The sequence below is a fragment of the Shinella sp. GW821-FHT11G07 genome (assembly GCF_058808115.1).
Window position 1 is genome coordinate 537,309 of sequence record NZ_JBXARJ010000001.1, and the last position, 26,269, is coordinate 563,577.

The following is a 26,269-nucleotide window of genomic DNA, read 5'->3' on the forward strand; positions in this document are numbered from 1 at the left end:
AGGACATGGATCGCCTGGACATGCGGCAGATCTCGAAGGAATTCGGCGGCATCGCCGCTTTGAGCGGCGCCGGGTTTTCGGCTCGCGCCGGCGAAGTGCACGCCCTGATGGGCGAAAACGGCGCCGGAAAATCGACCCTGATGAAGATCCTCGCCGGCGCCTATAGCCATGACGGCGGTGAGATCCGCATCGGCGGCGCGCCCGTCAGCATAACGAACCCGCAGGATGCGATCCGCAACGGTGTCTCTATCATCTACCAGGAATTTTCGCTCGCAAGCGACCTGACGGTCGCCGAAAACATCCTGATCGAGACCCTGGGACACGGCCTGTTCGTCGACCGGCGGGCCATGCATTCACGCGCAGCGGAACTGCTCGCCCGCATGGGTTTTGATGACATCGATCCCGGCGAGATTGCCGGCGGGCTCACCATCGCACGCCAGCAGGTGGTGGAAATCTGCAAAGCGCTGTCACGCGACTGCTCGATCCTCGTGCTCGATGAACCAACGGCCGTGCTCACCACGCACGAGACGGAAAAGCTGTTCGCCCTGGTGCGACGGCTGCGCGACCAGGGCGTCTGCATCGTCTATATCTCGCATCGGCTCGATGAGATCTTCAGCCTCTGCGACCGGGTAACCGTGCTGAAGGACGGCGCGACGGTCGGGACCTGGGAAACCGGCACGCTCGACCACACATCGCTGGTCAACCTGATGATCGGCCGCGAACTGAAGGACTTCTTCCCTGAACGGCAGATCGCCCCTGGCCCGGTAGCGCTGGAGGTGGCGAGCCTCGCAGCCGGCGGGCTGGTCTCCGACATCAGCTTCACGGTGCGCCGTGGCGAAGTGCTGGGCATCGGTGGCCTTGTCGGCGCCGGACGAACCGAGGTGTTGCGCGCGATTTTTGGTGCAGATCCGATCTCGGGCGGCGAAATCCGCATCGACGGGCGCGCCCGCACCATCCGCTCGCCCGGCGACGCCGTGCGGGCGGGCATCGGCCTCGTACCGGAGGATCGCAAGCAGCAGGGATGCCTGCTCGACCTGCCGATCCTCAACAACGCCATGCTGACGCCGGTCAATCCGCACCTCGGTTTTTGGGGTCTCATCCGCGACGCCCGCGAGCGCGGCGCGACCGAAGCCCTGCGCTCCCGCCTGAACCTGAAGGCCGCGAGCATAGACGCCGAGGCCGGCACGTTATCGGGCGGCAACCAGCAGAAGGTCGCGATCATGAAATGGCTCGTCTCAGGCTGCGGGATCCTGCTGCTCGACGAGCCGACCCGCGGCGTCGATGTCGGCGCGAAGGTCGAGATCTACCGCGTCATCAACGAGCTGGCGGCCAATGGTGCCGCCATCGTCATGGTCTCCTCGGAAATGCTCGAGCTGATCGGCATGTGCGATCGCGTGATCGTCATGCGCGCCGGCCGCCTTGCCGGCGAACTTTCCGACGAGCAACTCACCGAGGAAGGCATCATCGAACTGGCAATGGGGCGCAAGCATGTCCACTAATCCGAAGGCTCCTGGCCTCGTTTCCCTCCTCATCACCTACAATATCTACATCATGCTGGCCGCACTTGTGGTGATCTCCACGCTGCTGTCGGAACACTTCCTGACGCTGCAGAACCTCTTCAACCTGCTGCGGCAACTGGCGCCGCTGGCCCTCGTCTCGATCGGCATGCTGCTCGTCATCCTCACCGGCGGCATCGACCTTTCGGTCGGTTCCATCGCGGCGATCGGTGGCATGGGCGTGGCGATGGCGATGCCGGCTATGCCCTTCGACGGCACGACGGCCTTGCTGATATGTGTCTTCGGCGGCGTTCTTTTTGGCGCGCTGCTTGGCGCCATTAACGGCGCGCTGGTGGCAGGCTTCGGCATGGCCTCCTTCGTCGCGACGCTCGCCATGATGACCATGGCGCGCGGCCTCGCCTACATGCTCTCGAACGGCCAGCCGGTGCGCTTTCCGCGTGACCTGCCGACCGCGCAGATTCTCACCGGCTTCGGCAGCAAGGGACTTCCCGGCATCGGCCTGCCCTGGCCGGTGCTCGCCGTGCTCGCCGTTATCGCGCTCTTCGTCTTCCTGTTGCGGCGGACGAACTGGGGACGGCTGACCGTCGCCACCGGTAGCAACGAGAATGCCGTCCGCCTCGCCGGCCTGCCCGTCTGGCGCTACAAGTTCCTCGCCTTCACGTTGAGCGGCGCGCTCTCGGCACTAGCCGGCATCTTCGTTACCGCACGCACCGCGGTCGGCACCCCGGTCACCGGCATCGGTCTGGAGCTCGATGCAATCGCGGCCTGCGTCATCGGCGGCGCCCTGCTCTCCGGCGGCCGCGGCACCGTGACGAACACGATGATCGGCGTGCTGATCCTCGGCCTGATCGGCAACATCATGAACCTTATGAGCGTGCCGGCCTATCCGCAGCAGATCATCAAGGGCGTCATCATCATCCTCGCCGTGCTGATGCAGGGCATCGGCGCCCGGGCAAAACGCCGCGTGTGAGCCTCCCGCACGCGGGACTGGCCCGCATCACAAAAAGTGATGCGGGCCTTCTTTCATTTCAGAAAGTCGACGAGCAGGCACACCTGCTGTTCGATCATGTGGATGCCCTTGTGAACGACACATCCCCGCGCCTCCGCCTGCGTAAGAAGCGGCGTCATATCCGGTTGCATCACTACCTCGGCAACGACTGTTCCCGCGCCGAGCCGGTCGACATCAACGGGCAGTGCATCGCCCGCGTGCATGCCAAGCGCCGTTCCATTGACAACCATATCGAAGCCGCGCGGATCTGGCGCGCCGACCTCCACCTGGGCATCGCGGAAGAAGCTGCGCAACCGACCTGCCAACACCTCGGCTTTTTCAGGCGAGCGGTTGGCGATCGTCAGGCTCGCCACGCCCGCTTTCAACAGCGCATGCGCGACGCCACCCGCCGCGCCGCCTGCGCCGACGAGCAGCACGCGGCGGCCGGTCGCATCGTGTCCCCGGTGCCGCAGGCCCGCAACGAAACCTTCGCCGTCGAACATGCCGCCGGTGAGGCTGCCATCCTTCTCCCGGCGGACAATGTTGCAGGCGCCGACAAGCTCGGCCGCGCCGGTCAGCCGATCGCAAAGTGCGGCAACCGCGCCCTTGTGCGGAATGGTGATCACCATACCGGCGATGTTTCCGATCGCTCGGAAGCTTTCGACGCTGGTGCGCAACCTCTCCGGCGCGACATCGAGCGGCACCATGACGATGTCCTCGCCTTGGCGTTCACACTCGGCATTGAAAAGCGGCGGCGTACGCACATGACGGGAAGGATGGGCGAGCAAGGGAACGAAGCGGGTGTGCCCGGTAATCATGAGTGGATCCTTAAAACAACAAGAAGGCGCTTGCGCGCCGAACTACATAATATATGATATATGAAATATCTATAGAGGCTTTGACATGAACTCCCCTTTGACGATTTTCGACGCCGATCTCAAGGTCTTCGGAGGACCCGGGCGCTATGTGCAGGGGCGAGAAATCCTCCACCGCGTCGGAGGTTTCGCGCGACAGATCGGCCAAAGCGCCGTGCTGGTGGCTGATGTTCATATCCTGCCGCTTGTAGAACAAACCATCCGCAACTCATGCCAGCAGAACGGCGTCTCCCTCATCGTGCTGCCTTTTCGGGGCCGGCTGGGGCCTGAGACCGGTGGCGAGCTTGCGGCAATGCTCGGGGAAGAAACACCGTCGATCGTCATGGCGGCCGGCGGCGGCCGGGCGATCGACGCCGGCAAGGCGCTGGCCGATACGCGATCCCTACGGCTGATGACCATTCCCACCGTCGCTTCGAACGACGCACCGACCAGCAAGAACTACGTGCTCTACGACGAGCACGAAAGGCTTCTTGAGGTACGGCATCTTCCGCGCAACCCCGATTTCGTGGTGGTTGATACAGCGCTTCTCGCGAGTGCCCCCAAATCGATGTTTGCCGCCGGGCTGGGAGACGCACTTTCCAAGAAGGCCGAAGCGCTCGCCTGCGCCTCTGGAAGGGGTGTCACCATGTTCCGGTCGCGTCCGACGCTGCTTGCGGGCACGGTGGCCGCGGCCTGCTACGACACGCTGATCGCACACGGCCGGGCCGCCTATGACGCCGCCGGGACCGGAGACGTCACCGGACCCTTTGAAGCTGCCGTCGAAGCCATGATCCTGATGGCCGGCCTCGGCTTTGAGAGCGGCGGTCTTTCCGTACCCCATGCGCTGACGCGCGGACTACCGCTGCTGCCGGGCGTCGCCGCACGGGCCCACGGCCTGCTGGTCGCCTATGGGCTCGTCATACACCATCAGCTCCTGGGTGAGCCCATGCCCGCCGCGCTCGTCGAGCTCTACCGTCATGCCGGTCTTCCGCTTTGCCTCTCGGACCTCACGGCAGCCGAAATCGACCGGTCGCACCTGATCCAGGTGGCGCAAGCGTCGATCACGGTGCCGCACATGCTCAATTTTCCAAGATCGCTGACCGCCGACGATCTGGTGGACGCCATGCTCGCCATCGAGGTGCAGGCTAGCCGACACCCCAACGTTGCCAACTGAAGAGGAAGACGAAATGCCCAACAAGGACCAGGGAGCGCCCCTTGCCGTCGTGACCGGAGGCGGCACCGGTATAGGCCGTGCAGTCGCGGAGCTCCTGACCGAAAGCGGCTACGAGGTGATCGCGCTGGGCCTCGATCGCGATGCCGACCTGCCCACGGCGATCACCTTCCACACCGTCGATATCACCGAGACGACGGCAAGTGTCGCCACCTTGCCGGAGGGGCGGCCGGTTTCGGCACTCGTCAACTGTGCGGGCATGCTGCGGCATCAGCAAGAATGGGAGACCGAGGCCTTCGAGCAGGTGATGCGCGTCAACCTAACCGCCGGCTTTGCGCTCGCCAACGCCCTCGTCGATCGGCTCGAGCGGGCCGGTGGCGCCGTCGTCAATGTGGCTTCGATGTGGGCGATCTTCGGCTCGCCCGGCGCACCGGCCTATACAGCCAGCAAGGCGGCCGTCGCGGCGGTCACCCGATCCCAGGCCGTCGCCTGGGCCAAGCGCGGGGTGCGCGTCAATTCCGTCGCTCCGGGCTGGGTGGAAACACGAATTTCCGAAAAGGCCCGCACCGATGCCGAACGGGCCGAGCGCATCAACGCCCGCATTCCCATGGGACGCTGGGCCAAACCCGCCGAAGTGGCGTCCGTCGTCCGGTTCCTGCTGTCGAAGGACGCGGGCTACGTCACCGGCACCATGATCCCCATCGATGGCGGCTATTCGATCTGCTGAGGAGAAACGACATGAAAGCCTGGATACACGAAAAGACCGGTGACCCGGATGTCCTGCGACTTCGCGACCGGCCGAAACCGCAACCTGGCCCGGGCGAGATTCTGATCCGCAACCGGGCGGTCGGACTCAACCCGGTCGACTGGAAGTTCATTCTCTGGGGCCATGATGCCTGGGAATGGCCGCATATTCCGGGCGTCGACGGGGCGGGCGAAGTGGAGGCCCTTGGTGAGGGCGTTGTCAACGTCGCCTTGGGCGCACGGGTCGCCTATCACAACGACCTCCTGAAGCCCGGCTCCTTCGCCGAGTACACCGTGATCCCCGCGCGCGCCGCGATTCCCCTGTCGGATAGCCTGCCGTTTGCTGTCGCTGCGGCAATCCCCTGCCCGGGCCTGACGGCACAGCAGGCCGTGGACAAGGTCCCGCTCCGGCAAGGATCCCATGTGCTGGTCACGGGGGCGTCCGGCGCGGTTGGCGGCGCCTTGCTTCAGCTCGCGCGCGAGCGCGGCTGGATCGTCCATGCCGTCGGTTCGGCCTCACAAACGGAGCGCCTGCGTCGCCTCGGCGCGGCAACCGTCACGGACTATCGCAAGGACGGCTGGAAGGAGGACTGGGCACGCCAGGCAAAACATCAGCCGTTGCACGCAGTCTTCGACATGGTCAGCGGCGCCCATGCAGCAAGCCTTGCGCCACTCCTGACCGCGAACGGTCACCTGGTCTGCATCCAGGACCGCCAGGAAACCACGCCGCTCCCCGCCTTCTCGACGACGATCTCGCTGCACGAGGTGGGCCTCAATGCGATGCATGCCCACGCCTGCGATCGCCAATGGGGTCGCCTCGTCGCCTCCGGCACCGAAATGGCGAAGAAGATCGCCTGCGGCGAGTTTGATCCCCAGATCATCGAAATCGCTGATTTCGATGATCTGCCCAATGCGTTGGCACGCCTGAAGGACGGCCCCAATCCCGGTAATCGTGTTGTGACATTGTAGGTGCTTTGCAGATGGCAACATGTCCACCCAGTCAGAGGAAATGAAGCCGGCCTCTCAGGATGTTGTCACGTCGTCCGAAAATGATTGCTCCTATCCCGGTGGACTTTGCCAATACGGCTTTCCCTTGAAGGGAAAGCCGTATCATCGCAGGAGCAAGAAGCATGCGGGCCTGCTGCGTGGTGAGATTCGGCCGTTATTTTCCGAAGAGTATCTTCGGAATACGCGTACAGTCGTTAATTCTGCCGATCATACTGTCGCGCCATGTCATCAAATTCACCTCACACCGGCTGGTGGCGCACCAACACTGGAGTTCGGTTTACCGCGCAAATAGGTCACACGGCATGATCTGGTCTTATGCGGTAAATTTCAATCGTCTGGAATCGCGTGAAAGCCTGCTGGTAGGGCAAAGCCCGTGTCAGCCGGGGGATCGGGTGGCAAGGCTTCGTGCTTTCGCGGGATCATCGCATGGGCGGCCAGAACCGAGCGGATGGCGACCGGGCGGTAATGCCGGATGAGATCCGGCTTTTCTTCCCGGGTTTTCTTGTCGTCGTTGCCGGACATGGCGCCTCCAGGACTTCAGCTTGCCGGAAATCTTACCATGGATCCGCCGCCGGTCGCCTGGTCGGTCGGGAAAACCTCGACGCGAGCGACGTCGACATAGACGGGCAGCGCAATCACGTCGTTGATGATCTGCGCGATGTTTTCCGGCTGGATCGGACGGTAGCCGTCATAGAGCACGGCGCTCGCCTGATTGTCCGGGATCGAGGTGCGATACAGCGCCGTCTGCACGCGGCCGGGCACGATCTCGCTAACGCGGACCGAGGTTCCGAGCAGATCGCAGCGCAAGTTATCGCAAAAGAGGCTGAGGCCCGCTTTCGAGGGGCCGTAGGCACCCATGCCCGGAAACGCCGCCTGCCCGCCGCTGGAGCCTATATAGATGAGGTGTCCGCGTTTGCGCGAAACCATGCCCGGCAGGACGATGCGCGTCAGGTGCATCGGCGCCTTGAGATTGATATCGACCATTGCGTCGATTTCGGCGGGGTCGATGTCCTGGAAGGCTGCACGGGTCGAGAGGATGCCTGCATTATTGACGAGGATATCGACCTCGACGCCGGCCAGCGCGTCGGCGATACGCGTGCTATCGCGTACATCCGCCTGCACGGGGATCGCGCCGCTTGCCTTCGCGAGTTCGGCAAGCTGCGCCTCGTTGCGCCCGATGGCGTAGACGTCAAGCCCTCGTTTGCGCAGCATCGGAACGATGGCCTTGCCGATGCCGCTGGTCGCACCCGTGACGACGGCGACGCGGTAGACGTCAGACATAGATATACCCCCCGCTGATCACGACATTCTCGCCGGTCGCATAGGTATTGCGGCTCGATGCCATCATGACGATCCATTCAGCCATTTCAACCGGTTCGGCGGCGCGGCCGAGCGCGCTGGCTTTCGCCAGTTCCGGCAGAAAGCCGAGTTCCTTGGCGCGGTCGGTGGCAAAGCCGGCGGGCGCCACGGAGTTCACGAGGATCTGGTCCTTGGCGCATTCCTGCGCAAAGGATTTTGTCAGGCTGACGACCGCGGCCTTGGTCGCAGCATAGTGCGCGTTCTGCGGATGGGCCTTGAACGCATCGACCGAGGTGATGTTGACGATGCGGCCGGTGACATCCGGCGCGTTCACGAACTGGCGCATGTGGCGCACGGCCGCGACCATCATATGGTAGGTGCCTTTGACATTGATCGCATTTTCGAGATCCCAATCTTCATCGGTAATGTCGAGAATGGCCTTGCGCGGGTAGATTGCTGCGCTGTTGACGAGGGCATGGACGCGGCCGAGCTTGGCAGCAACGGCGTCGAAGCCTGCATGCGCCGTTTCGGCGCGGGAGATATCCGCCACCGCGGTCGCCACCTCGACACCGAGCGCCGTCAGTTCCGCTGCAGAGGATGTCAGTAGCGCCCCGTTGCGATCGATGAGGCCGATCTTCGTCGCGCCATGCGCGGCCATCAGCTTCGCCGTCGTGAGCCCAAGGCCCGAAGCGCCACCGACGATGACAACAGACTGGTTTTTCACGTTTCAAACCTCGCGTTTTCCCGGTTGCACCGCCATATTGGTATGTTATCACTTATATGCCAACTTTAACGAAGCGCAAGCCGTTTTTGGAATCCGCCATGATCCCCCACCTCGACACCAACCGGGCCGTTTCGGCAGCAGATAGCGATTTTTTCAAACATCTCGCCTCCACAGGGTTCGAGGGTGACGTGGGCACCGATGCTTCGGAGCGCACTGTCTATTCCACCGACAATTCCATCTACCAGGTGGCGCCTGCAGGTGTGCTGTTTCCGAAAAACATCGACGATCTCAAACGCATTGCCAAGAGCCTCGCGCGACCGGAATTCTCCAGCATCATGATTGCGCCGCGCGGCGGCGGCACGGGTACCAATGGCCAGTCGCTGACAAACGGTATCGTTGTCGACTGCTCGCGCCACATGAACAGGGTCATCGAGATCGATCCGGTGCGTCGAACCGCACGCGTGGAGGCCGGCGTCGTCAAGGACCAGTTGAACAAGGCATTGGAACCTTTCGGCCTGTTCTTCGCGCCGGAGCTGTCCACTTCCGACCGGGCGACGATCGGCGGCATGATCTCGACGGATGCCTGCGGCCAGGGATCCTGCCTCTACGGAAAAACCAGCAACCACGTCCGCGCCCTGCGCGTGGTTTTGATGGACGGCACCGATTTCCTCTCCCGCCCCGTGCGGGAAGAAGAATTGCGGGCGCTTCAGGCCCGGCGCGACCGCATCGGCCATGTCCACAGGACGCTCGCTCGCATCGCGACCGACAACCGCGAGCAGATCGAGGCGATTTTCCCGAAGCTCAACCGCTTCATGACCGGCTATGACCTGGCCCACCTCCAGCGCGGGGATGGTCTTTTCGACCTGAACGCGGTGCTTTGCGGATCCGAAGGCACGCTTGCGATGATCGCCGAAGCGGAACTCGCCTTGTTGCCGATTCCTGCCTGCGCGGCGCTCATCAACATCCGCTACGACAATCTCAATGCCGCGCTCGAAGACGCCCGCACGCTCGTTGCTCTCAACGTCGCCTCGGTCGAGACGATCGACGAGACGGTCCTGCGGCTTGCCAAGGGCGACAGTGTCTGGCCGCGCATTGCCGGTTTTTTTCCGGACAATGCCGACGGGCCGGCGAACGGCATCAACATTGTCGAGGTTCTGGCCGACACCTCGGGGGATCTTACCGAGAAACTCGCCGTCGTCCAAGCGGCGCTCGAAAGCGCCCCCTTCCCCGGCCGGAAAGGCTTTACCATGACGCATGGCAAGGCCGATATCGACGCCATCTGGACGATGCGCAAGCGGGCGGTCGGCCTGCTTGGCAACGTCGACGGCCCGATCCGCCCAGTGCCCTTCGTCGAGGATACCGCCGTTCCGCCAGAACATCTCGCCGCCTATATCCGCGAATTCCGGGCGCTGCTCGATGGAGAAGGGTTGACCTACGGCATGTTCGGCCACGTGGATGCGGGCGTGCTGCATGTGCGCCCTGCGCTCGATCTGACCCGCGCGGATCATGCTGCGCTCGTACGGCGGATCAGTGACGCCGTCGTCGCGCTGACGCAAAAATACGGTGGTGTTCTCTGGGGCGAACACGGCAAGGGGGTACGCTCAGAATATGTGCCGGCCTTCTTCGGCCCCCTCTATCCATGCTTGCAGGACATCAAGCAGGCCTTCGACCCGCTCAACCAGCTAAATCCCGGCAAGATCGTCGCGCCTGCCGGCAGCACCCTGCCGAAGATCGACGACATTCCTTTGCGTGGCAGCCTCGACCGCATCATCGGCAACGACATCCGCGCCGCCTTCGACAATGCGGCCTATTGCAACGGCAACGGCGCCTGTTTCGATTTCGATGCTGATGGGCTGATGTGCCCTTCCTACAAGGCGACGCGTGACAGGCGATTTTCGCCGAAGGGCCGCGCCTCGCTGATGCGGGAGTGGCTTCGCCAGCTTGCTGAAAAGGGCGTTGATCCACGCCGGGAGGCGGAGCGCCTGCGTCGCACAAGCACCGTCTCAGGGCTCGCACGGCGCGTCTGGAACTCACTCAACCCCGCAAACCACGACGACTTCTCCCATGAGGTGCGCGCGTCGATGGACACCTGCCTCGCCTGCAAGGCCTGCGCCGGCCAGTGCCCCGTCAAGGTGAGCGTGCCCGCCTTCCGCTCCAAATTCCTCGAGCTCTATTACGGGCGCTATCTGCGGCCACTGAAGGACCCGGTCGTCGCAGCCATCGAACCCCTGTTGCCAATGATGGCGCGAACACGAGCGCTCTACAATCTCGTCGTCGGCTCCAGGATCGGCCAGGCGGCGATGCGCTTCATGGGACTGACGGCACTTCCTGCCCTCCCCGCCCCTTCGCTCCGCCGCAGCGTTGCCATCGCCACGTCGGAGGTGCTGGCGCGCCTGAGTGCACAGGAACGGGACGAAGCGGTTATCTTCGTGCCTGATGCCTTCACCGAACATTTCGACCCGCAGGTGCTATCCGCTGCCATCGATATCGCGGTCTTTCTGGGGTTTCGGCCTTTCCTCGCGCCGCCGCTCAACAACGGCAAGACTCTGCACGTGCTGGGGTATCTTCGCGCCTTTGAGAGGGTGGCGGAGCGGACGGCGCGGCAGCTCGACCGCTTGGCCGATACCGGCATAGCGCTGGTCGGCATCGACCCGTCGATGACACTCGCCTATCGCAGTGAATATGCCGCGCTGCGGCTGCGTGCCCGCGTCCTGCTGCCGCAGGAATGGCTGACGCACGTGATCGATCGGCTACCCGCGCCCGCTCCCGTGCGCGCGCCTCCACTCTACCGGCTGATGGCGCATTGCACGGAACGCAGCAATGCACCGGCGGCCGTCAGCCAATGGGGTACCGTCTTCGCAAAACTGGGTATCGCGTTTTCCGCCGTCGATGTCGGTTGCTGCGGCATGGCAGGCATGTTTGGTCACGAGGTGCAAAACCGTGTCCTTTCGGAGAACCTCTATGCCATGAGCTGGCAACCCGCCCTCGCAAGTGCGGGAACAGAAGAGGTGATCATGGCGACGGGCTATTCCTGCCGTTCGCAGGTGAAACTGATGTCCCAGCGGCACATTCCACATCCCCTGCAAGTCATCCGCACCCATCTTCAGGCGCAGGCCGCTGCCATTGGAGAAACTCGCCATGTATGATATGTGATAAATGCGAAGTTTCGGGGCGAAGGGCAGACCGCCATGTCGATCATAACACAGCGCGGCAATCTCGCGGAAATCGTCGTCGCCAAACTTGCCGAGCGCATCGATAACGGACTTTATGCGCCCGGCGAGAAGATTCCGTCAAGCGCCCAACTCTGCGAAGAATTCGGCGTTTCCCGCACGGTCATTCGCGAAGCACTCACCTCGCTCAAGGTGGCGGGCCGGGTCATCTCAAGGCAGGGCGCCGGCGTCTATGTCACGGAGAAGGACGCCAAGACGCTGAACTTCGAGATCAGCCGTATCGACGACATCCGCTCGGCCATGCAGATTCTCGAACTGCGCCTCGGCGTCGAAATGCAGTCCGTGGCGCTTGCCGCGCAGCGTCGCACGCCGGAAGCGCTGGCCGAGATCGCCCGCGCCTTCGACTATATCGAGAATCTCGATACGAACGATGCCGAGATCGAGGCGCGCGCCGACTTCGATTTCCACCTGGCCATTGCCAAGGCCACGCGCAACCCGCACTTCCCGAGTTTTCTCGTCGCGGTGATGGGCGAGATCAACTTCGATCTGGTGCTCAAGCACCGCCAGTCCGGCCGCACCTACAACGCCTACCTGAAGAAGATCAACAAGGAGCATGCCGGCATCCTCGCGGCGATCACGCAAGGCGACGCCAAGGCTGCCAAACAGGCGCTTGTCGCGCATCTGGAGGAAAGCCTCAACCGTTACCGCGCCATGCTGGACGAGCCGGCGGGCAGCGAAGCGGACGACTGACCGCGACGCCCCCATCCGTCCATCTCATCTGCCCGCCGCAAACGCCTGTTCGCGGATTTGCGTCAGGCTCATCTTGGGCGTCAGCGCTTCGGGGTCGATGCGGATTTCGATCAATGCCGGCTTGCCGGACGCTTCCGAACGCAGGAAGGCATTGGCAAACACCTCCGTCCTTTCCACCGTCTCCGCGTGCAGGCCATACGACCGGGCGAGATCGGCAAAATCCGGGTTGGTGAGCCTCGTTCCGGAAACGCGACCGGGATAATTGCGCTCCTGATGCATGCGGATGGTGCCGTACATGCCGTTGTTGATGACAAGGAAGATGACGCGGGCGTCATATTGCATCGCCGTCGCCAGTTCCTGCCCGTTCATCAGGAAGCAGCCGTCACCGGCGAAGGCGACCACAGTGCGCTCCGGTGCAGTGATTTTTGCCGCAATTGCCGCCGGCACACCGTACCCCATCGAACCATTGGTCGGACCGAGTTGGGTGCGGAACGTGCGGTACTGGTAGAAGCGATGCGCCCAGGCGGAATAGTTCCCCGCGCCCGTCGTCAGAATGGCATCGGCCGGCAGATGGCCACGCAACCATTCCATGACCTCGCCCATCTGGACGGGGCCCGGGACCAGCGGATGATGGATGTTTTCGAGATAGTCAGCATGAGCCGTCTTCGTCCATTCGCGCCATGCCGGCGCCGCCGCAAGCTTCAGCTTCGCAGCCTGCGATAGAAAGCCAGCAACGCTGGCATTGATCGGCAGCGCGGCATGATAGACGCGACCGAGTTCCTCCGCGCCAGGATGAACATGGACGAATGTCTGCTTGGGAACGGGAATGTCGATCAGCGTATAGGCCCCCGTCGTCATTTCACCGAGCCGGGCACCGATCGCGATCAGCACATCGCAATCCTTCACATGCTGGATCAGCTTCGGCCCGGCCGCAAGGCCGAGATCGCCCGCATAGTTTCCATGCGTGTTGTCGAAAAGATCCTGGCAGCGGAAGGAAGCCGCGACGGGAAGCGAAAAAGCCTCCGAGAAGGCGCGCAGATCGGTAACCGCCTGTTTCGTCCAGCCGCCGCCGCCGGCGACCACCATGGGGCGCGCCGCCTTGGCCAGCAGCGCGATCAACTCGTCAAGCTGCGGCTCGCCGGCATAGGTGTCCACGCGCTTGTAGGCCGGTGTATCGGCGACGGTTACCACATCCGTCAGCATGTCCTCTGGAAGCGCTATCACCACCGGCCCCGGACGGCCGTTGACGGCGCGGTGGAAGGCCTGGCTGACAAGTTCGGGAATGCGGGCCGCATCCTCGATCTCCACCACCCATTTCGCCATCTGGCCAAACATGCGCCGATAGTCGATCTCCTGAAAGGCCTCCCGCTCCATCTGGTCACGCGCCACCTGGCCGATGAAGAGGATCATCGGCGTCGAATCCTGAAAAGCGGTGTGCACGCCGACCGAGGCGTTGGTGGCACCCGGCCCGCGGGTGACGAAGCAGATGCCGGGCTTGCCCGTCAGCTTACCATGGGCTTCTGCCATATAGGCCGCCCCGCCCTCCTGCCGGCAGATGACGAACTCGATCGCATCCTCGGCATCGTGGAAGGCATCGAGTGCTGCCAGATAGCTTTCACCCGGCACGCCGAACACCCGTTCGACACCATGGATCCTCAGTGCGTCGACCAGGATCTGGCCGCCGCTGCGTGTCTCATATTCGGTTGTCATGTTCGTCTCCTGAGCCGTTAAATCACGGCGTCCTCAAGGAAGGGGCGGTTTGCGACGACGCGCTCGTAGCCGAAAGGCGAAAGGTCGAGCGTGCGAAAACCGCCATAGGCGATCAATTCGGACAGGCCGCGTCCCATCGCGGGCGACTGCTGCAGGCCATGGCCGGAAAAGCCGTTGGCGAAGAGAAAATTCTTCACGTCGGTGTGTGGGCCGAGGATGACGTTGTGGTCGAGCGTGCAATAGTCGTAGTGCCCCGCCCAACTGTTCACCACCTTGATCGCCTCGAAAGCCGGCACACGTTCCGCGATCGTGGGCCAGATTTCCTCGTCGAATTCGTCATGCATGACGGAAAAGTCGCTCGGATCGACCTCCGGGTCATGCTTGGGATAGGTCCCCATCAGGTAGAATTTTCCTTCGGGGCGGAAGAAGACGCCGGACGGATCGATGGTGAGACCGACCTTGCCTTCCAAGGGCGTGCGGCAATCCACCACGAAGAGCGAGCGGCGGCGCGGCTCGACCGGAATGTCGAGGCCCGCCATGCGCGCAACCTGCTTGCCATTGGTGCCGGACGTGTTGACCAACGTGCCGCAGGCGATCGTCTGCCCGCTCTTTGTCGTCACCGAAACCACGCGCTCACCGTCGCGGGTCACCGCAACGACTTCGTCTTCGATATACTCGACACCAAGGGTACGCGCCTTCTTGCGGAAGCCCTGCAGCAGGCCGACGCTGTCGAACCAACCTTCACCGCTCTCGCCTGTGCTGCCGAGCGTCAGGCCCTCCACATTGAGCCACGGGAAGCGGGAAGCCAGCCCTTCCGGATCGAGCAAGGACACATCGGCACCGCAAGCGACCTGCGTTTCGTGGTTGCGACGAAGCACATCGGCGCCACGCTCGTCACCGGCAAGGAAAAGGTAGCCGTTTTCATGGAAACCGATTTCCGGCGTATCGTCATCGACCGCGACATTTTTCCGGAAATTGCGGATGAACTCCGTGCCAAACTGCGAGACTTTGACGTTGATTGCGTTGGAGAACTGGTGGCGGATGGAACTGGACGAGAGTGCGGTCGCCGAGCGCTGGTAGGTCCAGTCCTTCTCGATCACCAGTACGGAGCCGGTAAAATCAGGGTTCGTCGCCAGAAAATAGGCCGTCGCGCTCCCGACAACGGCACCGCCGACAATAACGACGTCATAGGATGTCTTCGAAGCCTGCATCGCCGCCCTCACTTGTCTTCGAAGTGGCCGGCTGCGCAGAAGCTGCCGCCCTGGTAACGCACGGCCGGATCGTTCGGGTCGCCCTGTTCCGTCTTGGCGAAAACCTTGTCGGCATAGTCGTCGGCGCTGTCTTCCGGCTTGTAGCCCAGCACGGCGGCTGTGCGATTGTCCCAGAAAGCCTGGGCGTTGTTCGACATGCCATAGGCGACCATGAAGCCGACGCGCGGGGCCGACAGGCTCTTTTCGACAAGCTGGCGGCAATCGCGATAGGACAGCCAGGTGATGAGATGCCGGCGGTCGGTCGGTTCGGGGAAACAGGAACCGATGCGGATACTGACCGTCTCGATCCCGAACTTGTCGAAATAGTAGCGGCCGAGATTTTCCACGAAGGTTTTCGAGACGCCGTAAAGGCTGTCCGGCCGGGTTGGCACGGTGCCATCGATCGTTTCGGTGCGCTCGTAATAGCCGATGGCATGCACGGAACTGGCATAGACGATGCGCTTCACGCCGTGCCGGCGTGCGGCTTCATAGATATTGTAGCCGCCGGAAATGTTGCTATCGAGGATCGTCTTCCATTCGGCTTCCAGCGGCTGGCCGCCGAGATGCACGATGGCGTCGCAGCCCTTCACCGCCTCAGAAACCGCATCGAAATCGGCAAGCTCGAGCGGAAAATCCTCTTCGTGCGAGGCGATGTTTTCGCAGGGCTTGCGGTCGGAGAGCCGCACGATCCTGCCGAGCCGCGTGCCGGACTGGCGGAGCGCGGTGCCGACGCCGCCGGCAGCACCCGTCAGGAGAATTTTCTGGAAGTGGGACATAGGCGGTTCCTCTTAGCGAAGCCGGGCGAGCGCATCGGCGATGCGGTCGATGGCGAGCGTGAGATTATCGCGCGAGGTTGCGAAGGACAGGCGGATATAGGGCTCGACGCCGAAGGCGGCGCCCGGCACGGTCGCGACCTTACCCTCCGCAAGCAGGTAGGCGGCGAGCGCCGTGTCGTTGGCAATGACAGTGCCATCCGGTGCCGTCCTGCCGATATAGGCGGCGCATTTCGGGAAGAGATAGAATGCCCCCTCCGGTGCCCGCACCTCAAGGCCCGGGATGGCGCCAAACCCTTTCGTCACCAGTTCGCCGCGCGCCTTGTATTCCGCAACGGCCGTCGTCACGAAATCCTGCGGCCCGTTGAGCGCGGCTACGGCTGCGACCTGCGTAATCGAGGATGGGCAGGTGGTGCTCTGCGACTGCATCTTGTTCAGCACCTTCGTCAGGCTCTTCGGCCCCGCCGCATAACCAAGCCGCCAGCCGGTCATCGCATAAGCCTTGGAGACGCCGTTGATGAGCAGCGTGCGGTCGCGCAGTTCCGGGCAGGCATTGGCAAAGGAGGTAAAGGGCACGTTGCCGCAGACGATGTGCTCATAAATCTCGTCCGACATGATGGCGACACGGGGATGGCGCGCCAGGACCTCGCCCAGCGCCTTCAATTCGTCGGCGCTGTAAATCGCGCCGGTCGGGTTGGAGGGTGAGTTGAACAGGAACCAGCGGGTCTTCGGCGTGATCGCCGCCTCCAGCCGCTCCGGCGTGATCTTGAAGTCGTCCTCCACGCCGCAGGCGACGATCTTCGGCACGCCACCGTGCAGGATGACGATATCGGTATAGGACACCCAATAGGGTGCCGGCACCACCACCTCGTCGCCGGGCTCCAGCGTGCCGAGGAAGGCATTGAACAGGATCTGCTTGGCGCCGTTGCCGATGGAGATCTCGTCCGGCGCATAGTCGAGGCCGTTCTCGCGTTTGAATTTTCTGACGATCGCCTCGCGCAGTTCGGGCAGGCCATCCGGTGCCGTGTAGCGGGTGATCCCCCGTTTCATCGCATCGACAGCGGCTTCGACGATATGGGCGGGCGTGTCGAAATCCGGTTCGCCCAGCGAAAGGTCGATCACCGGTTCCCCCTTCGCGCGCATGGCCTTCGCCGCCATGGAAACGGCCATGGATGGCGACGACTTGATGGTGGATGCCCGCGCGCTTTCAAACACGAACATGTTCATGCCTTTCCTCCCGCCTTGCCATAGAGCGCGGCCTGTTCCTCTGTGATGTAGCCGTGCTTGACGTCATGGGCGACAGCATCTGCGGGGCGGTCCGCCGGCATGCCATAGCCTCCCCCACCGGGTAGCGAGAGGACCAGGCGTCGGCCTTCGGGCACGAATTGCAGACCCTTGCCCTTCAGGGCGGTGCCGTCGTCGAGCGCCACGCCGCCGGGCGCGCCGTCAAGCCCGCCATCGCGGCCGCGGGCCGGATGATTCAGACGATCGAACATAGCCGAGAAGCGGAAGGAATAGCCTTCGGCCGCCTCGATCTCGATCATCTGGCCGAGACCGCCGCGGTGCGCGCCCGCGCCGCCCGAGCCTTCGCGCAACTCTTTGCGCCAGATGATGACCGGGCCGACATTTTCCGTCGCCTCGATCGGCATGGTGTGCACGCCGCTCGGGAAGGCCGTTGCGTTCAGACCGTCCAGCGCGGTGCGCGCGCCGGAGCCGCCGGAATTGAACATCAGGATTTCCGCGCCCTTGCCGCCGATCTGGTCGGCGACGGGACGCACGCTCATGTGCAGGTTCCAGAGTGCGCTCGCGCCCTCCGCCGGCACCTGGCCTGGCAGCGCCTGGTGCAGCGCGCCGAGCACGAGGTCCGGCACGAAATGGCCGAGCACATGGCGAACGGCGACGGGCGCTGGCCGCTTGGCATTCAGAATGCAGCCTTCGGGCGCCGCGATGTCGAAGGGCGCAAGCGAAGCGGCATTGTTGGGAATTTCCGGCGCGACGACACATTTGATGCCGTAGCAGGCATAGGCCTTGGCATAGACGAGCGGCACGTTGATGCCGAACTTGCTCATACCCGAGGTGCCGTCGAAATCGACCAGCACGCCCTCCGGCCCGATGGTGAGTTTTGCGGCAAGATGCACCGGCTCGTCGTAACCATCGAGATCGAGGCTGTAGGACCAGCTGCCGTGCGGCAGATTCCTCAAGCGCTCCAGCGTTGCCTCGCGGCTGTGCTTGAGGATGAAGCCACCGATCATCGCGAGGTCTTCGAGGTTGAATTCCGTCAGCATGTCGACGAGGCGGCGGTGGCCGGTCTCGTTGCAGGCGGCAAGCGCATGGAAGTCGCCGACCACCTTGTCGTTCTCGCGCACATTGTTGCGCACGATATGAATGAGCGTACGGTTTAGTTCGCCACGCTCGAAGAACTTCATGATCGGGATGAAGAGGCCTTCTTCATAGACCTCGCGCGCATCCGGCCCGAAGCCGCGCCCGCCGACATCCACCACATGGGCGGTGGAGGCGAAGTAGCCGACCAGTTTTCCGTGGTGGAAAGACGGCGTGACGACGGTGATGTCGTGCAGGTGGCCAGTGCCCTTCCACGGATCGTTGGTGATGTAGACATCGCCTTCAAAGATGTTGTCCGGGCCGATATCGCGGATGAAGTGCGCGACGGATTCGGCCATGGCGTTGACATGACCGGGTGTGCCGGTGACGGCCTGCGCCAGCATGCGGCCTTCCAGATCGAAGACGCCGGCAGACAGGTCGCCCGCCTCGCGGACGGAGGTGGAAAAGGCCGTGCGGATCAGCGTTTGCGCCTGTTCCTCCACGACGGAGATCAGGCGGTTCCACATGACCTGCATATGGATATCGATCATCGACTGGTTCATCGGTTCTATCCTTACAGTCGGGTGACGAGCAGGCAGCCGTCGTTCTGCACGATGGCCTTGAAGGCGGCGGTGAGCATGGTGGAGGTTTCGCGCTCGACGACGATGGCGGGGCCTTTCACGACATCGCCGGGTTTCAGGCCGTCACGCTCATGGATGCCGGCATCGAGGAATGCGCCCTGCGCAGCCTCGAACAGGCGGCGGGTCTTGGCCGGCGTCACGACGCTGCCTTCATCGACGGCGGCGACGCGGGCGACAGGCGGCAGTGGCGAACTCGCCTTGACCGACCAGCTGACGATCTCGATATCAAGGCCTTCGATGGCGCGGCCGAAGAAGCGCTCGTATTCCGTTTCGAACTTCGCAGCGAGTGCCTGAGCACTGCCGGCTTCGAACTTTTCCGCATCGAGCGGCACCGGAATGTCCCAGCCCTGTCCGGCATAACGCATGAAGAGCGTGCGTTCGATCACCGGCGCGCCGCTATCGAGCCCACCTTCGACGAAGCCGAGGGCCTCGGCCTGCATGGAGCAGACCAGTTTGTTCGCCTCGGCAAAGTCGAAGCTGGAGAGATTGAAGACGGCGCTGCGGACCGATTCATAACCGAAGGGCGCGCGCAGGAACCCGATGGCCGAGCCGACACCGGCGCCCGCCGGCACGAGGAAGGTGGAAATGCCCATCTTCTCGCAAAGTCTTGCCGCATGCAGTGGGCCGGCACCGCCGAAGGTGATCATGGTGAAATCGGCGATGTTCTTGCCGTTCTCAACGGTGTGCACGCGGCCGGCATTGGCCATGTTCTCGTCCACCATCTCGCAGGTGCCGTAGGCGGCGCCATCCGGATCGAGGCCGATCACCGTGCCGATATCGTCGGCCATCGCCTGACGACTGGCCGCGACGGAAAGCGGAATGGCGCCACCGGCGAAATTGTCGGGATCAAGCTTCCCGAGAATAAGATCGGCGTCCGTCACTGTCGGGTTCTTGCCGCCGCGCTGGTAGCAGGCGGGACCTGGCTCGGAGGCTGCCGAATGCGGCCCGACGCGGATCTGGCGCATACCATCCACGGAGGCGATGGAACCGCCGCCGGCGCCGATTTCCACCATCTCGACCACCGGAATGGAGATCGGCATGCCGGAGCCCTTGCGAAAACGGTAGGTGCGCGCGACCTCGAAGGTCTTTGCGGTCTTCGGCACCTGGTTTTCGATCAGGCAGATCTTTGCCGTCGTGCCGCCCATGTCGAAGGAGAGCACGGTGTCCAGCCCGTGGCGTCGCGCGATGTCGGCGGCGAAGATCGCGCCGCCCGCGGGGCCGGATTCGACGAGGCGCACCGGGAATTCGGAGGCGCTTTCGACGGAGACGATGCCGCCGCCGGAGTGGATCATGAACACCGGGCAGCGGACGCCGATTTCCTTCAGCGAGACGACGAGCCGGTCGAGATAGGATTTGATCGCCGGCTTCACATAGGCATTGGCGCAGACCGTGTTGAAGCGCTCGAATTCGCGCATTTGCGGCGAGACTTCAGACGAAACCGACACGGAGACATGCGGCAGGCGCTTGAGGATCGCGTCGCGCACGGCGGCCTCGTGAGCGCCATTGGCATAGGCGTGGATGAAGCCGATGGCGACGCTCTCGTAGCCGCCCGCCGCAATGGCCGAGACGACGGTATCGACGGAGGCGTCGTCCAGTGCCAGCAGCACCTTGCCAGCCGCGTTCATGCGCTCGCGCACGACGAAACGGTCGGCGCGAGCAATGAGCGCCGGCGGCAGGACGATGTTGAGATCATACTGCTCGAAGCGGTTTTCCGTGCGCATTTCCAGGGTGTCACGAAACCCTTCAGTCGTGACGAAGGCGGTCCTGGCGCCGCGCCGCTCGATCAGCGCATTGGTGGCGAGCGTCGTGCCATGAATCAGAAGATTGATCTCGGAGAGCGAAATGCTCGCCATCTCGGCGACGGCGACGACCCCCTTCAGGATGGCCCGCTCGGGACCGGTATAATCGGTCAGCACCTTTGTCGAATACAGCACGCCATCCAGATCGAGGGCGATGTCCGTAAACGTACCGCCGATATCGACACCCACCCGGCAGTTCCGCGGCGCATTGCTCACCATGTCATTCCCCACATTCAGGCACCTTTCGGCATCGAATCCATCCGGCACGACCGCCGGCCGAACCTCAGGCGCATCAGGTTTTCATGCCCGGCGCACCGACGCAAGATTTCCGCTTGACGGATTTTGAATATATCACTTATCATACATGTGTCAACTGAATTTGAAGCCTGATCACGACACAAAAGCCGTCGCAATCAAGACATTATGCCGGCTGCCGCACGCCCGGGAAAGGCGAATGGCTCGGCCGCCACAAGAAGACCGAACGCGGGAAAACACGCGTCGAAACGAATAACATCAACGGCTTAACCAGAGGGAAGCCTTTCATGACATCCATTTCGAAACTCTTCGCTGCCACCGCCATCGCATCCGCGCTCCTGCTTGCGCCGGCCTTTGCCGCCGACACGATCAAGATCGGCGTTGCCGGCCCCTATACCGGCGCCAACGCCACGTTTGGCGAGCAGGTCTTCGATGGCGTATCGGCCTATGTGAACGGCGTGAACGCGAGCGGCGGCATCAACGGCAAGCAGATCGAGCTGGTGAAGGGCGACGACGCCTGCGAGCCGAAGCAGGCTGTCGCCGTCGCCAACCGCTTCGTCGATCAGGATAAGGTCCAAGCTGTGATCGGACACTTCTGCTCTTCGAGCACGATCCCGGCTTCGGAAATCTACAACGACGCCGGCATCCTCGAAATGACGCCGTCGTCGACCAACCCGACCGTGACGGATCGCGGCTTTGACAACCTGTTCCGCGGCTGCGGGCGTGACGACCAGCAGGCCGTCGTTGCCGGCGGCTTCATCCTCGACACGCTGAAGCGGGACAAGATCGCGCTGATCCACGACAAGGACACCTACGGCCAGGGCCTGGTCGACGCCGTGAAGAAGACAATCGAAGCGCGTGGCATCACGCCGGTGCTCTATGAAGGCCTGACGCGCGGCGAACGCGACTTCAACGCGCTCGTCACCAAGATCAAGAGCACGGGCGCGAACGCCGTCTATTTCGGCGGCCTCATTCCGGAAGGCGGCCCGCTTATCCGCCAGCTCAAGGAACAGGGCGTCGACGTCGTCTTCGTCAGCGGTGATTCCTTCGCACAGGCGGAACTCGTGGCTGCGGCCGGCGGCGGGGCCTACCTCAAGGACGTCTACTATTCGGCAACACCCGATCCGCTGGCCGACCCGTCGACCAAGGACGTGCAGGACGCCCTGACCAAGGCCAACGTCACACCGGCGAACTACGTGCTCTACGGCTACGCCAATGCGCAGGCGGTCGTGGCGGCGCTGAAGGCCGGCGAAGACCTGAAGGCGCAGACCGACTGGCTGCGTGCCAACACGGTCGATTCCGCCATCGGCAAGATCACCTGGGATGAAAAGGGCGACATCAAGGACTTCAAGTTCGTCTTCTACACCTTCGACGACAAGGGAACCCCGGCTCTCGTGAACTAAGGCAGGCCCGCCCGAACCAGCCGGACATGGGCGTCCGGCTGGTTTCGCCATGCCCGCAAGATTTGAAGAGAAGGGTTTGCCGTGGACGTCTACATCCTGGTCCAGCAATTGTTCAACGGCATCACGCTCGGCACGATCTACGGGCTGATCGCCGTCGGATACACCATGGTCTACGGTGTCATCCGCATGATCAACTTCGCCCATGGCGACGTCTACATGGTTTCGGCCTACATCGCTGCGATAACCCTTGCCGTGCTCACCTTCTTCGGCATCCAGTCCGTGCCCTTCGCGCTGATTTCCGTACTGGTGATCACCTGCGCCGTCACGGCCGTCTACGGCTGGGCGATCGAGCGCGTCGCCTACCGTCCTTTGCGGGGCTCCACCAAGCTTGCCCCGCTGATTTCCGCCATCGGCATTTCACTGATGCTGCAAAGCTACGTGCAGATCTCGCAGGGCGCACGCGACCAGGGTGTTCCGACCCTGATCAGCGGGGCCTTCCGCTTCGGCGACGGCGTGCATTTCGCGCAGATAACCTATATGCAGACAGTCATCCTCTTCGCCTCGCTGATCGCCATGGGTATCCTCACCTATGTGATCAACTACACCCGCATCGGCCGGGAATGCCGGGCAACGCAGCAGAACATCCGCATGTCCGCCGTGCTCGGCGTCAACACCGACCGCATCATCTCGACTGTCTTCGTCATCGGCGCCGCGACGGCTGCAGTCGGCGGCGTGCTCGTCACCTTCAACTACGGCTCGTTCAACTTCTTCATCGGCTTCGTCATGGGCATCAAGGCCTTTACCGCGGCCGTGCTTGGAGGCATCGGCTCGCTGCCCGGTGCCGTGCTCGGCGGCATCCTGCTTGGCCTGACGGAAGCGCTGTTCGCCGGTTATGTCAGCACCGACTACAAGGACGTCTTCGCCTTCGCGCTGCTCATCACCCTACTGTTCTTCCGCCCCTATGGCCTGCTCGGCCGGCCGGAAATCCAGAAAGTGTGAGGAGAACGACCATGCAAACCAACCGCCTCCGCACGCTCTTCAAGCAGACACTTCTTACCTTTACCGTCTCGCTCATCCTGTTTGGCCCGATCTCCGGCCTCGTGCTCGAGGGTTTCTCGTTCCGCAATGAGCTGACGCGCGCCGTCCTGCTCGCCGCCATCGTCACCGCCGGGCGTGTCGCGATCTCTCTCATCCAGATGACCGGCCTTGGCCAGGCGCTGACCCGCAAGCTGGCCGACAGCGGTGTCGGCGTTACGGTGATGACCGGCACGGAAAAGTCGCCCTTGCTGATCCTCGCCCTCCTGTTCCTCGCAGGGCTCAGCCTGCCCTTCTTCGCGGACAAGTATTTTCTCGGCATCGCGATCCTCGCGCTGATCTACTGCCTGCTCGGCCTGGGGCTGAACATCGTCGTCGGCCTCGCCGGTTTGCTCGATCTCGGCTTCGTCGCCTTCTATGCGGTCGGCGCCTATCTCCTGGCACTCGGCTATCAGTATCTCGGGCTCGGCTTCTGGAGCGCGCTGGTCATCGCCCCCTTCCTCGCCGGCCTCTTCGGCATGGTCCTCGCCTTTCCGGTCCTCAAGATGCACGGCGACTATCTCGCGATCGTCACGCTCGGCTTCGGCGAGATCATCCGTCTCGTCCTCAACAACTGGCTGGAATTCACCGGCGGCCCCAATGGCGCGCCCGTGCCCGCGCCGACGCTTTTCGGCCTGGAATTCACCCGCACGGCCAAGCAGGGCGGCATACCGATCCATGACTATCTCGGCATCCCCTACAGCGCCGACTACAAATTCTGGTTCATCTACCTCGTGCTGTTCCTCGTCGTCTGCCTCGTCATCTATGCCGTGGAGCGCCTGCGCGTCATGCCGCTCGGCCGCATGTGGGAGGCGCTGCGCGAGGACGAGATCGCCTGCCGCTCGCTCGGCGTGAACCACGTCTTCACGAAACTCACCGCCTTCATGCTCGGCGCCTCGACGGGCGGTCTTGCCGGCGTGTTCTTTGCCGTCCACCAGGGCTTCGTGAACCCGACATCCTTCACTTTCTTCGAATCCGCCCTCATCCTCGCCATTGTGGTTCTCGGTGGCCTCGGCTCGACGGTCGGCGTTATCGCCGCCGCCCTTGTCCTCACCATCCTGCCGGAACTCTTGCGTGACTTTGCCGAATACCGCGTGCTGATCTTCGGCGTCTTGATGGTCGTCATGATGATCTGGAAACCCCGCGGCCTCGTGCACATCAAGCGCCCGGCCTTCTTTCCGAGCACGGCGACGGATGCCGGGACGCTCCCGCTCGCAGCCAAGGTGGAGGCAGCCCGATGACCACACCTCTCCTCGACATCCGCAACGTCACCATGCGCTTCGGCGGCATCGTCGCGAACCGCAATGTCAGCTTCTCGGTGGAGCGCGGCGCGGTGACGGCGCTGATCGGCCCGAACGGCGCCGGCAAGACGACCATGTTCAACTGCATCACCGGCTTCTATCGGGCAAGCGAAGGCGAAATCGTGCTGAACGGCCGCGACGGGTCGCTGGATATCGGCACGCTGATCACAAAACCCATCACCGGCGGTTCGCATCTCGTGACACGCGCCGGCATCGCCCGGACCTTCCAGAACATCCGCCTGTTCAAGGAAATGTCCGTCGTCGAGAACCTGCTTGTCGCCCAGCATCTGGTGACCGCCAACAATCTGCTGAGCGGCGTTTTCCGCACGCCGGGCTTCCGCCGCGCCGAGCGCGAGGCGGTCGATCGCGCCTACCACTGGCTGCGCGAGATGAACCTTGTCGACGACGCCAATCGCCTCGCCGGCGAATTGCCCTACGGCCGGCAGCGGCGTCTCGAAATCGCGCGCGCCATGTGCACCGGCCCGGAGCTCATCTGCCTCGACGAGCCGGCGGCCGGCCTCAACCCGTCGGAAACCCGCGAACTCTCCGAGGTCATCCAGCGGCTCTGCATCGAGCATGGCCAGTCCGTCCTCGTCATCGAACACGACATGGCACTCGTCATGCGCATTTCCCAGCATATCGTCGTACTCGACCATGGCGAGGTGATTTCCGACGGAACGCCCGAGCATGTGGCGAACGATCCCGCCGTGGTCGCCGCCTATCTCGGCGTCAGTGAAGAAGAGGTTGAGGCATGAGCGTTCCGCTGCTCGAATTTACCGGCGTGCGCGCCCATTACGGCCCGGTCGAGGCGCTGAAGGATGTGAACGTCCATGTTTCCAAGGGTGAGATTGTCAGCCTGATCGGCGCGAACGGTGCCGGCAAGACGACACTGCTCTCCTCGATTTTTGGCGCGCCGCGGGCCTCTGCCGGAAAGATCCTGCACAAGGGCGAGGACATTTCCAGCCTTGCGACCAACAGGATTTCCCGCCGCGGCATCGCGCTCGTCCCGGAAGGCCGGCAGATCTACCAGGACATGACGGTGGAGGAGAACATGATGATGGGCACGACACCGATCGGCATGGATCACTTCGACGAGGATCGTTCGACCATGTTCGATCTTTTCCCGCGCCTCAAGGAACGCCGCAGCCAGACCGCCGGCACCATGTCCGGCGGCGAGCAGCAGATGCTGGCGATCGCCCGTGCCATGATGGCGCGGCCGGAACTCATCCTGTTCGACGAACCGTCGCTCGGCCTCGCACCCCTCGTCGTCAAGCGCGTCTTCGAGGTGTTGAAGGAGATCGCCCAGATGGGCAAGACCATCTTCCTCGTCGAGCAGAACGCCAACCACGCGCTGAAACTCTCACAGCGCGCCTACGTCATGGTCAACGGCCGCATCCACCTCTCCGGTGAAAGTGCTGCCCTGCTCGACAACGAAGACGTCCGCAAGGCCTATCTCGGCCTGCACTGAACGGAGAATGCCGCACAAGAGCCTGATGCCGTCGAAATATCCCCGTCGCCC

The 26,269-nt window shown here is 63.2% G+C and carries 22 protein-coding genes; 12 read left to right on the forward strand and 10 right to left on the reverse strand.

Translation table 11 applies throughout. The features are described from left to right. Positions 1-5 precede the first annotated feature (5 nt). Positions 6-1,499, forward strand: a complete 1,494-nt coding sequence (locus AC1RT2_RS02420) for a sugar ABC transporter ATP-binding protein (RefSeq protein WP_493099143.1) — start codon at positions 6-8, stop codon at positions 1,497-1,499. After that, positions 1,489-2,487 (forward strand): ABC transporter permease, encoded by a 999-nt coding sequence (locus AC1RT2_RS02425; protein ID WP_493099144.1) that lies wholly within the window; start codon positions 1,489-1,491, stop codon positions 2,485-2,487. Before AC1RT2_RS02420 ends, AC1RT2_RS02425 begins: the two co-directional genes overlap by 11 nt. 53 nt (positions 2,488-2,540) lie before the next feature. Here the strand turns inward: AC1RT2_RS02425 and AC1RT2_RS02430 are convergent, their stop codons facing one another. Then, complete coding sequence (locus AC1RT2_RS02430) at positions 2,541-3,323, reverse strand: shikimate dehydrogenase family protein (RefSeq protein ID WP_493099146.1); 783 nt, start codon at positions 3,321-3,323, stop codon at positions 2,541-2,543. A gap of 85 nt (positions 3,324-3,408) precedes the next feature. Here AC1RT2_RS02430 and AC1RT2_RS02435 point away from each other — a divergent pair, with 85 nt between their 5' ends. The 3 genes from AC1RT2_RS02435 to AC1RT2_RS02445 are packed head-to-tail and all read left to right on the forward strand — an operon-like array spanning position 3,409 to position 6,243. Then, the gene (locus tag AC1RT2_RS02435) at positions 3,409-4,533 is read left to right on the forward strand and encodes a glycerol dehydrogenase (protein WP_493099148.1); all 1,125 of its coding nucleotides are present in this window, start codon (positions 3,409-3,411) and stop codon (positions 4,531-4,533) included. 13 nt (positions 4,534-4,546) lie between these two features. Further along, entirely contained in the window at positions 4,547-5,257 is a 711-nt protein-coding gene (locus AC1RT2_RS02440) for an SDR family NAD(P)-dependent oxidoreductase (protein ID WP_493099150.1), read from the forward strand. An 11-nt stretch (positions 5,258-5,268) separates the two neighbouring features. Beyond that, a complete protein-coding gene (locus tag AC1RT2_RS02445) occupies positions 5,269-6,243 on the forward strand; it encodes a zinc-binding dehydrogenase (RefSeq protein WP_493099152.1) in 975 nt (324 codons plus the stop codon). A gap of 366 nt (positions 6,244-6,609) precedes the next feature. Here AC1RT2_RS02445 and AC1RT2_RS02450 read toward each other — a convergent pair whose 3' ends face one another. From AC1RT2_RS02450 to AC1RT2_RS02460, 3 genes are read right to left on the reverse strand one after another with little or no spacing between them, the layout of a single operon-like run. Continuing rightward, positions 6,610-6,804: a hypothetical protein gene (locus AC1RT2_RS02450; RefSeq protein WP_493099154.1), complete on the reverse strand. Its 195-nt coding sequence runs from the start codon at positions 6,802-6,804 to the stop codon at positions 6,610-6,612. Positions 6,805-6,819: 15 nt separating this feature from the next. Continuing rightward, a complete protein-coding gene (locus AC1RT2_RS02455; protein ID WP_493099156.1) occupies positions 6,820-7,563 on the reverse strand; it encodes an SDR family oxidoreductase in 744 nt (247 codons plus the stop codon). Then, positions 7,556-8,305, reverse strand: coding sequence for an SDR family NAD(P)-dependent oxidoreductase (locus AC1RT2_RS02460; protein WP_493099158.1), 750 nt, complete (start codon positions 8,303-8,305; stop codon positions 7,556-7,558). Before AC1RT2_RS02460 ends, AC1RT2_RS02455 begins: the two co-directional genes overlap by 8 nt. Before the next feature lie 98 nt (positions 8,306-8,403). On the opposite strand from AC1RT2_RS02460, the gene ydiJ reads away from it, so the two are divergent. Both ydiJ and AC1RT2_RS02470 read left to right on the forward strand, forming a co-directional pair. Beyond that, positions 8,404-11,451, forward strand: a complete 3,048-nt coding sequence (gene ydiJ / locus AC1RT2_RS02465) for a D-2-hydroxyglutarate dehydrogenase YdiJ (protein ID WP_493099160.1) — start codon at positions 8,404-8,406, stop codon at positions 11,449-11,451. Between the two features lie 42 nt (positions 11,452-11,493). After that, the gene (locus tag AC1RT2_RS02470) at positions 11,494-12,225 is read left to right on the forward strand and encodes a FadR/GntR family transcriptional regulator (protein ID WP_261003121.1); all 732 of its coding nucleotides are present in this window, start codon (positions 11,494-11,496) and stop codon (positions 12,223-12,225) included. Positions 12,226-12,249: 24 nt separating this feature from the next. On the opposite strand, the gene AC1RT2_RS02475 is transcribed toward AC1RT2_RS02470, so the two are convergent. From AC1RT2_RS02475 to AC1RT2_RS02500, 6 genes are read right to left on the reverse strand one after another with little or no spacing between them, the layout of a single operon-like run. Then, complete coding sequence (locus AC1RT2_RS02475) at positions 12,250-13,935, reverse strand: thiamine pyrophosphate-binding protein (RefSeq protein WP_493099162.1); 1,686 nt, start codon at positions 13,933-13,935, stop codon at positions 12,250-12,252. Positions 13,936-13,952: 17 nt separating this feature from the next. Then, positions 13,953-15,146 carry an NAD(P)/FAD-dependent oxidoreductase gene (locus tag AC1RT2_RS02480; protein WP_493099164.1) on the reverse strand — a complete coding sequence of 398 codons (1,194 nt, stop codon included), beginning with the start codon at positions 15,144-15,146 and terminating at the stop codon, positions 13,953-13,955. Positions 15,147-15,154: 8 nt separating this feature from the next. After that, positions 15,155-15,961, reverse strand: a complete 807-nt coding sequence (locus AC1RT2_RS02485) for an NAD-dependent epimerase/dehydratase family protein (RefSeq protein ID WP_493099166.1) — start codon at positions 15,959-15,961, stop codon at positions 15,155-15,157. A gap of 12 nt (positions 15,962-15,973) precedes the next feature. Then, complete coding sequence (locus AC1RT2_RS02490) at positions 15,974-17,185, reverse strand: pyridoxal phosphate-dependent aminotransferase (protein WP_493099168.1); 1,212 nt, start codon at positions 17,183-17,185, stop codon at positions 15,974-15,976. Then, positions 17,182-18,840, reverse strand: coding sequence for a hydantoinase B/oxoprolinase family protein (locus tag AC1RT2_RS02495; RefSeq protein ID WP_493099170.1), 1,659 nt, complete (start codon positions 18,838-18,840; stop codon positions 17,182-17,184). Before AC1RT2_RS02495 ends, AC1RT2_RS02490 begins: the two co-directional genes overlap by 4 nt. Before the next feature lie 11 nt (positions 18,841-18,851). After that, positions 18,852-20,936, reverse strand: coding sequence for a hydantoinase/oxoprolinase family protein (locus AC1RT2_RS02500; protein WP_493099172.1), 2,085 nt, complete (start codon positions 20,934-20,936; stop codon positions 18,852-18,854). Positions 20,937-21,259: 323 nt separating this feature from the next. On the opposite strand from AC1RT2_RS02500, the gene AC1RT2_RS02505 reads away from it, so the two are divergent. From AC1RT2_RS02505 to AC1RT2_RS02525, 5 genes are all read left to right on the forward strand, one after another. Beyond that, a complete protein-coding gene (locus tag AC1RT2_RS02505; RefSeq protein WP_493099174.1) occupies positions 21,260-22,375 on the forward strand; it encodes a branched-chain amino acid ABC transporter substrate-binding protein in 1,116 nt (371 codons plus the stop codon). Positions 22,376-22,456: 81 nt separating this feature from the next. Further along, positions 22,457-23,374, forward strand: coding sequence for an ABC transporter permease subunit (locus AC1RT2_RS02510; RefSeq protein ID WP_069062631.1), 918 nt, complete (start codon positions 22,457-22,459; stop codon positions 23,372-23,374). An 11-nt stretch (positions 23,375-23,385) separates the two neighbouring features. Next, entirely contained in the window at positions 23,386-24,690 is a 1,305-nt protein-coding gene (livM, locus tag AC1RT2_RS02515; RefSeq protein WP_493099177.1) for a high-affinity branched-chain amino acid ABC transporter permease LivM, read from the forward strand. Further along, a complete protein-coding gene (locus AC1RT2_RS02520) occupies positions 24,687-25,505 on the forward strand; it encodes an ABC transporter ATP-binding protein (protein ID WP_493099179.1) in 819 nt (272 codons plus the stop codon). The genes livM and AC1RT2_RS02520 overlap by 4 nt, the downstream gene beginning before the upstream one ends. Continuing rightward, the gene (locus tag AC1RT2_RS02525) at positions 25,502-26,218 is read left to right on the forward strand and encodes an ABC transporter ATP-binding protein (protein WP_493099181.1); all 717 of its coding nucleotides are present in this window, start codon (positions 25,502-25,504) and stop codon (positions 26,216-26,218) included. Before AC1RT2_RS02520 ends, AC1RT2_RS02525 begins: the two co-directional genes overlap by 4 nt. Positions 26,219-26,269 lie beyond the last annotated feature (51 nt).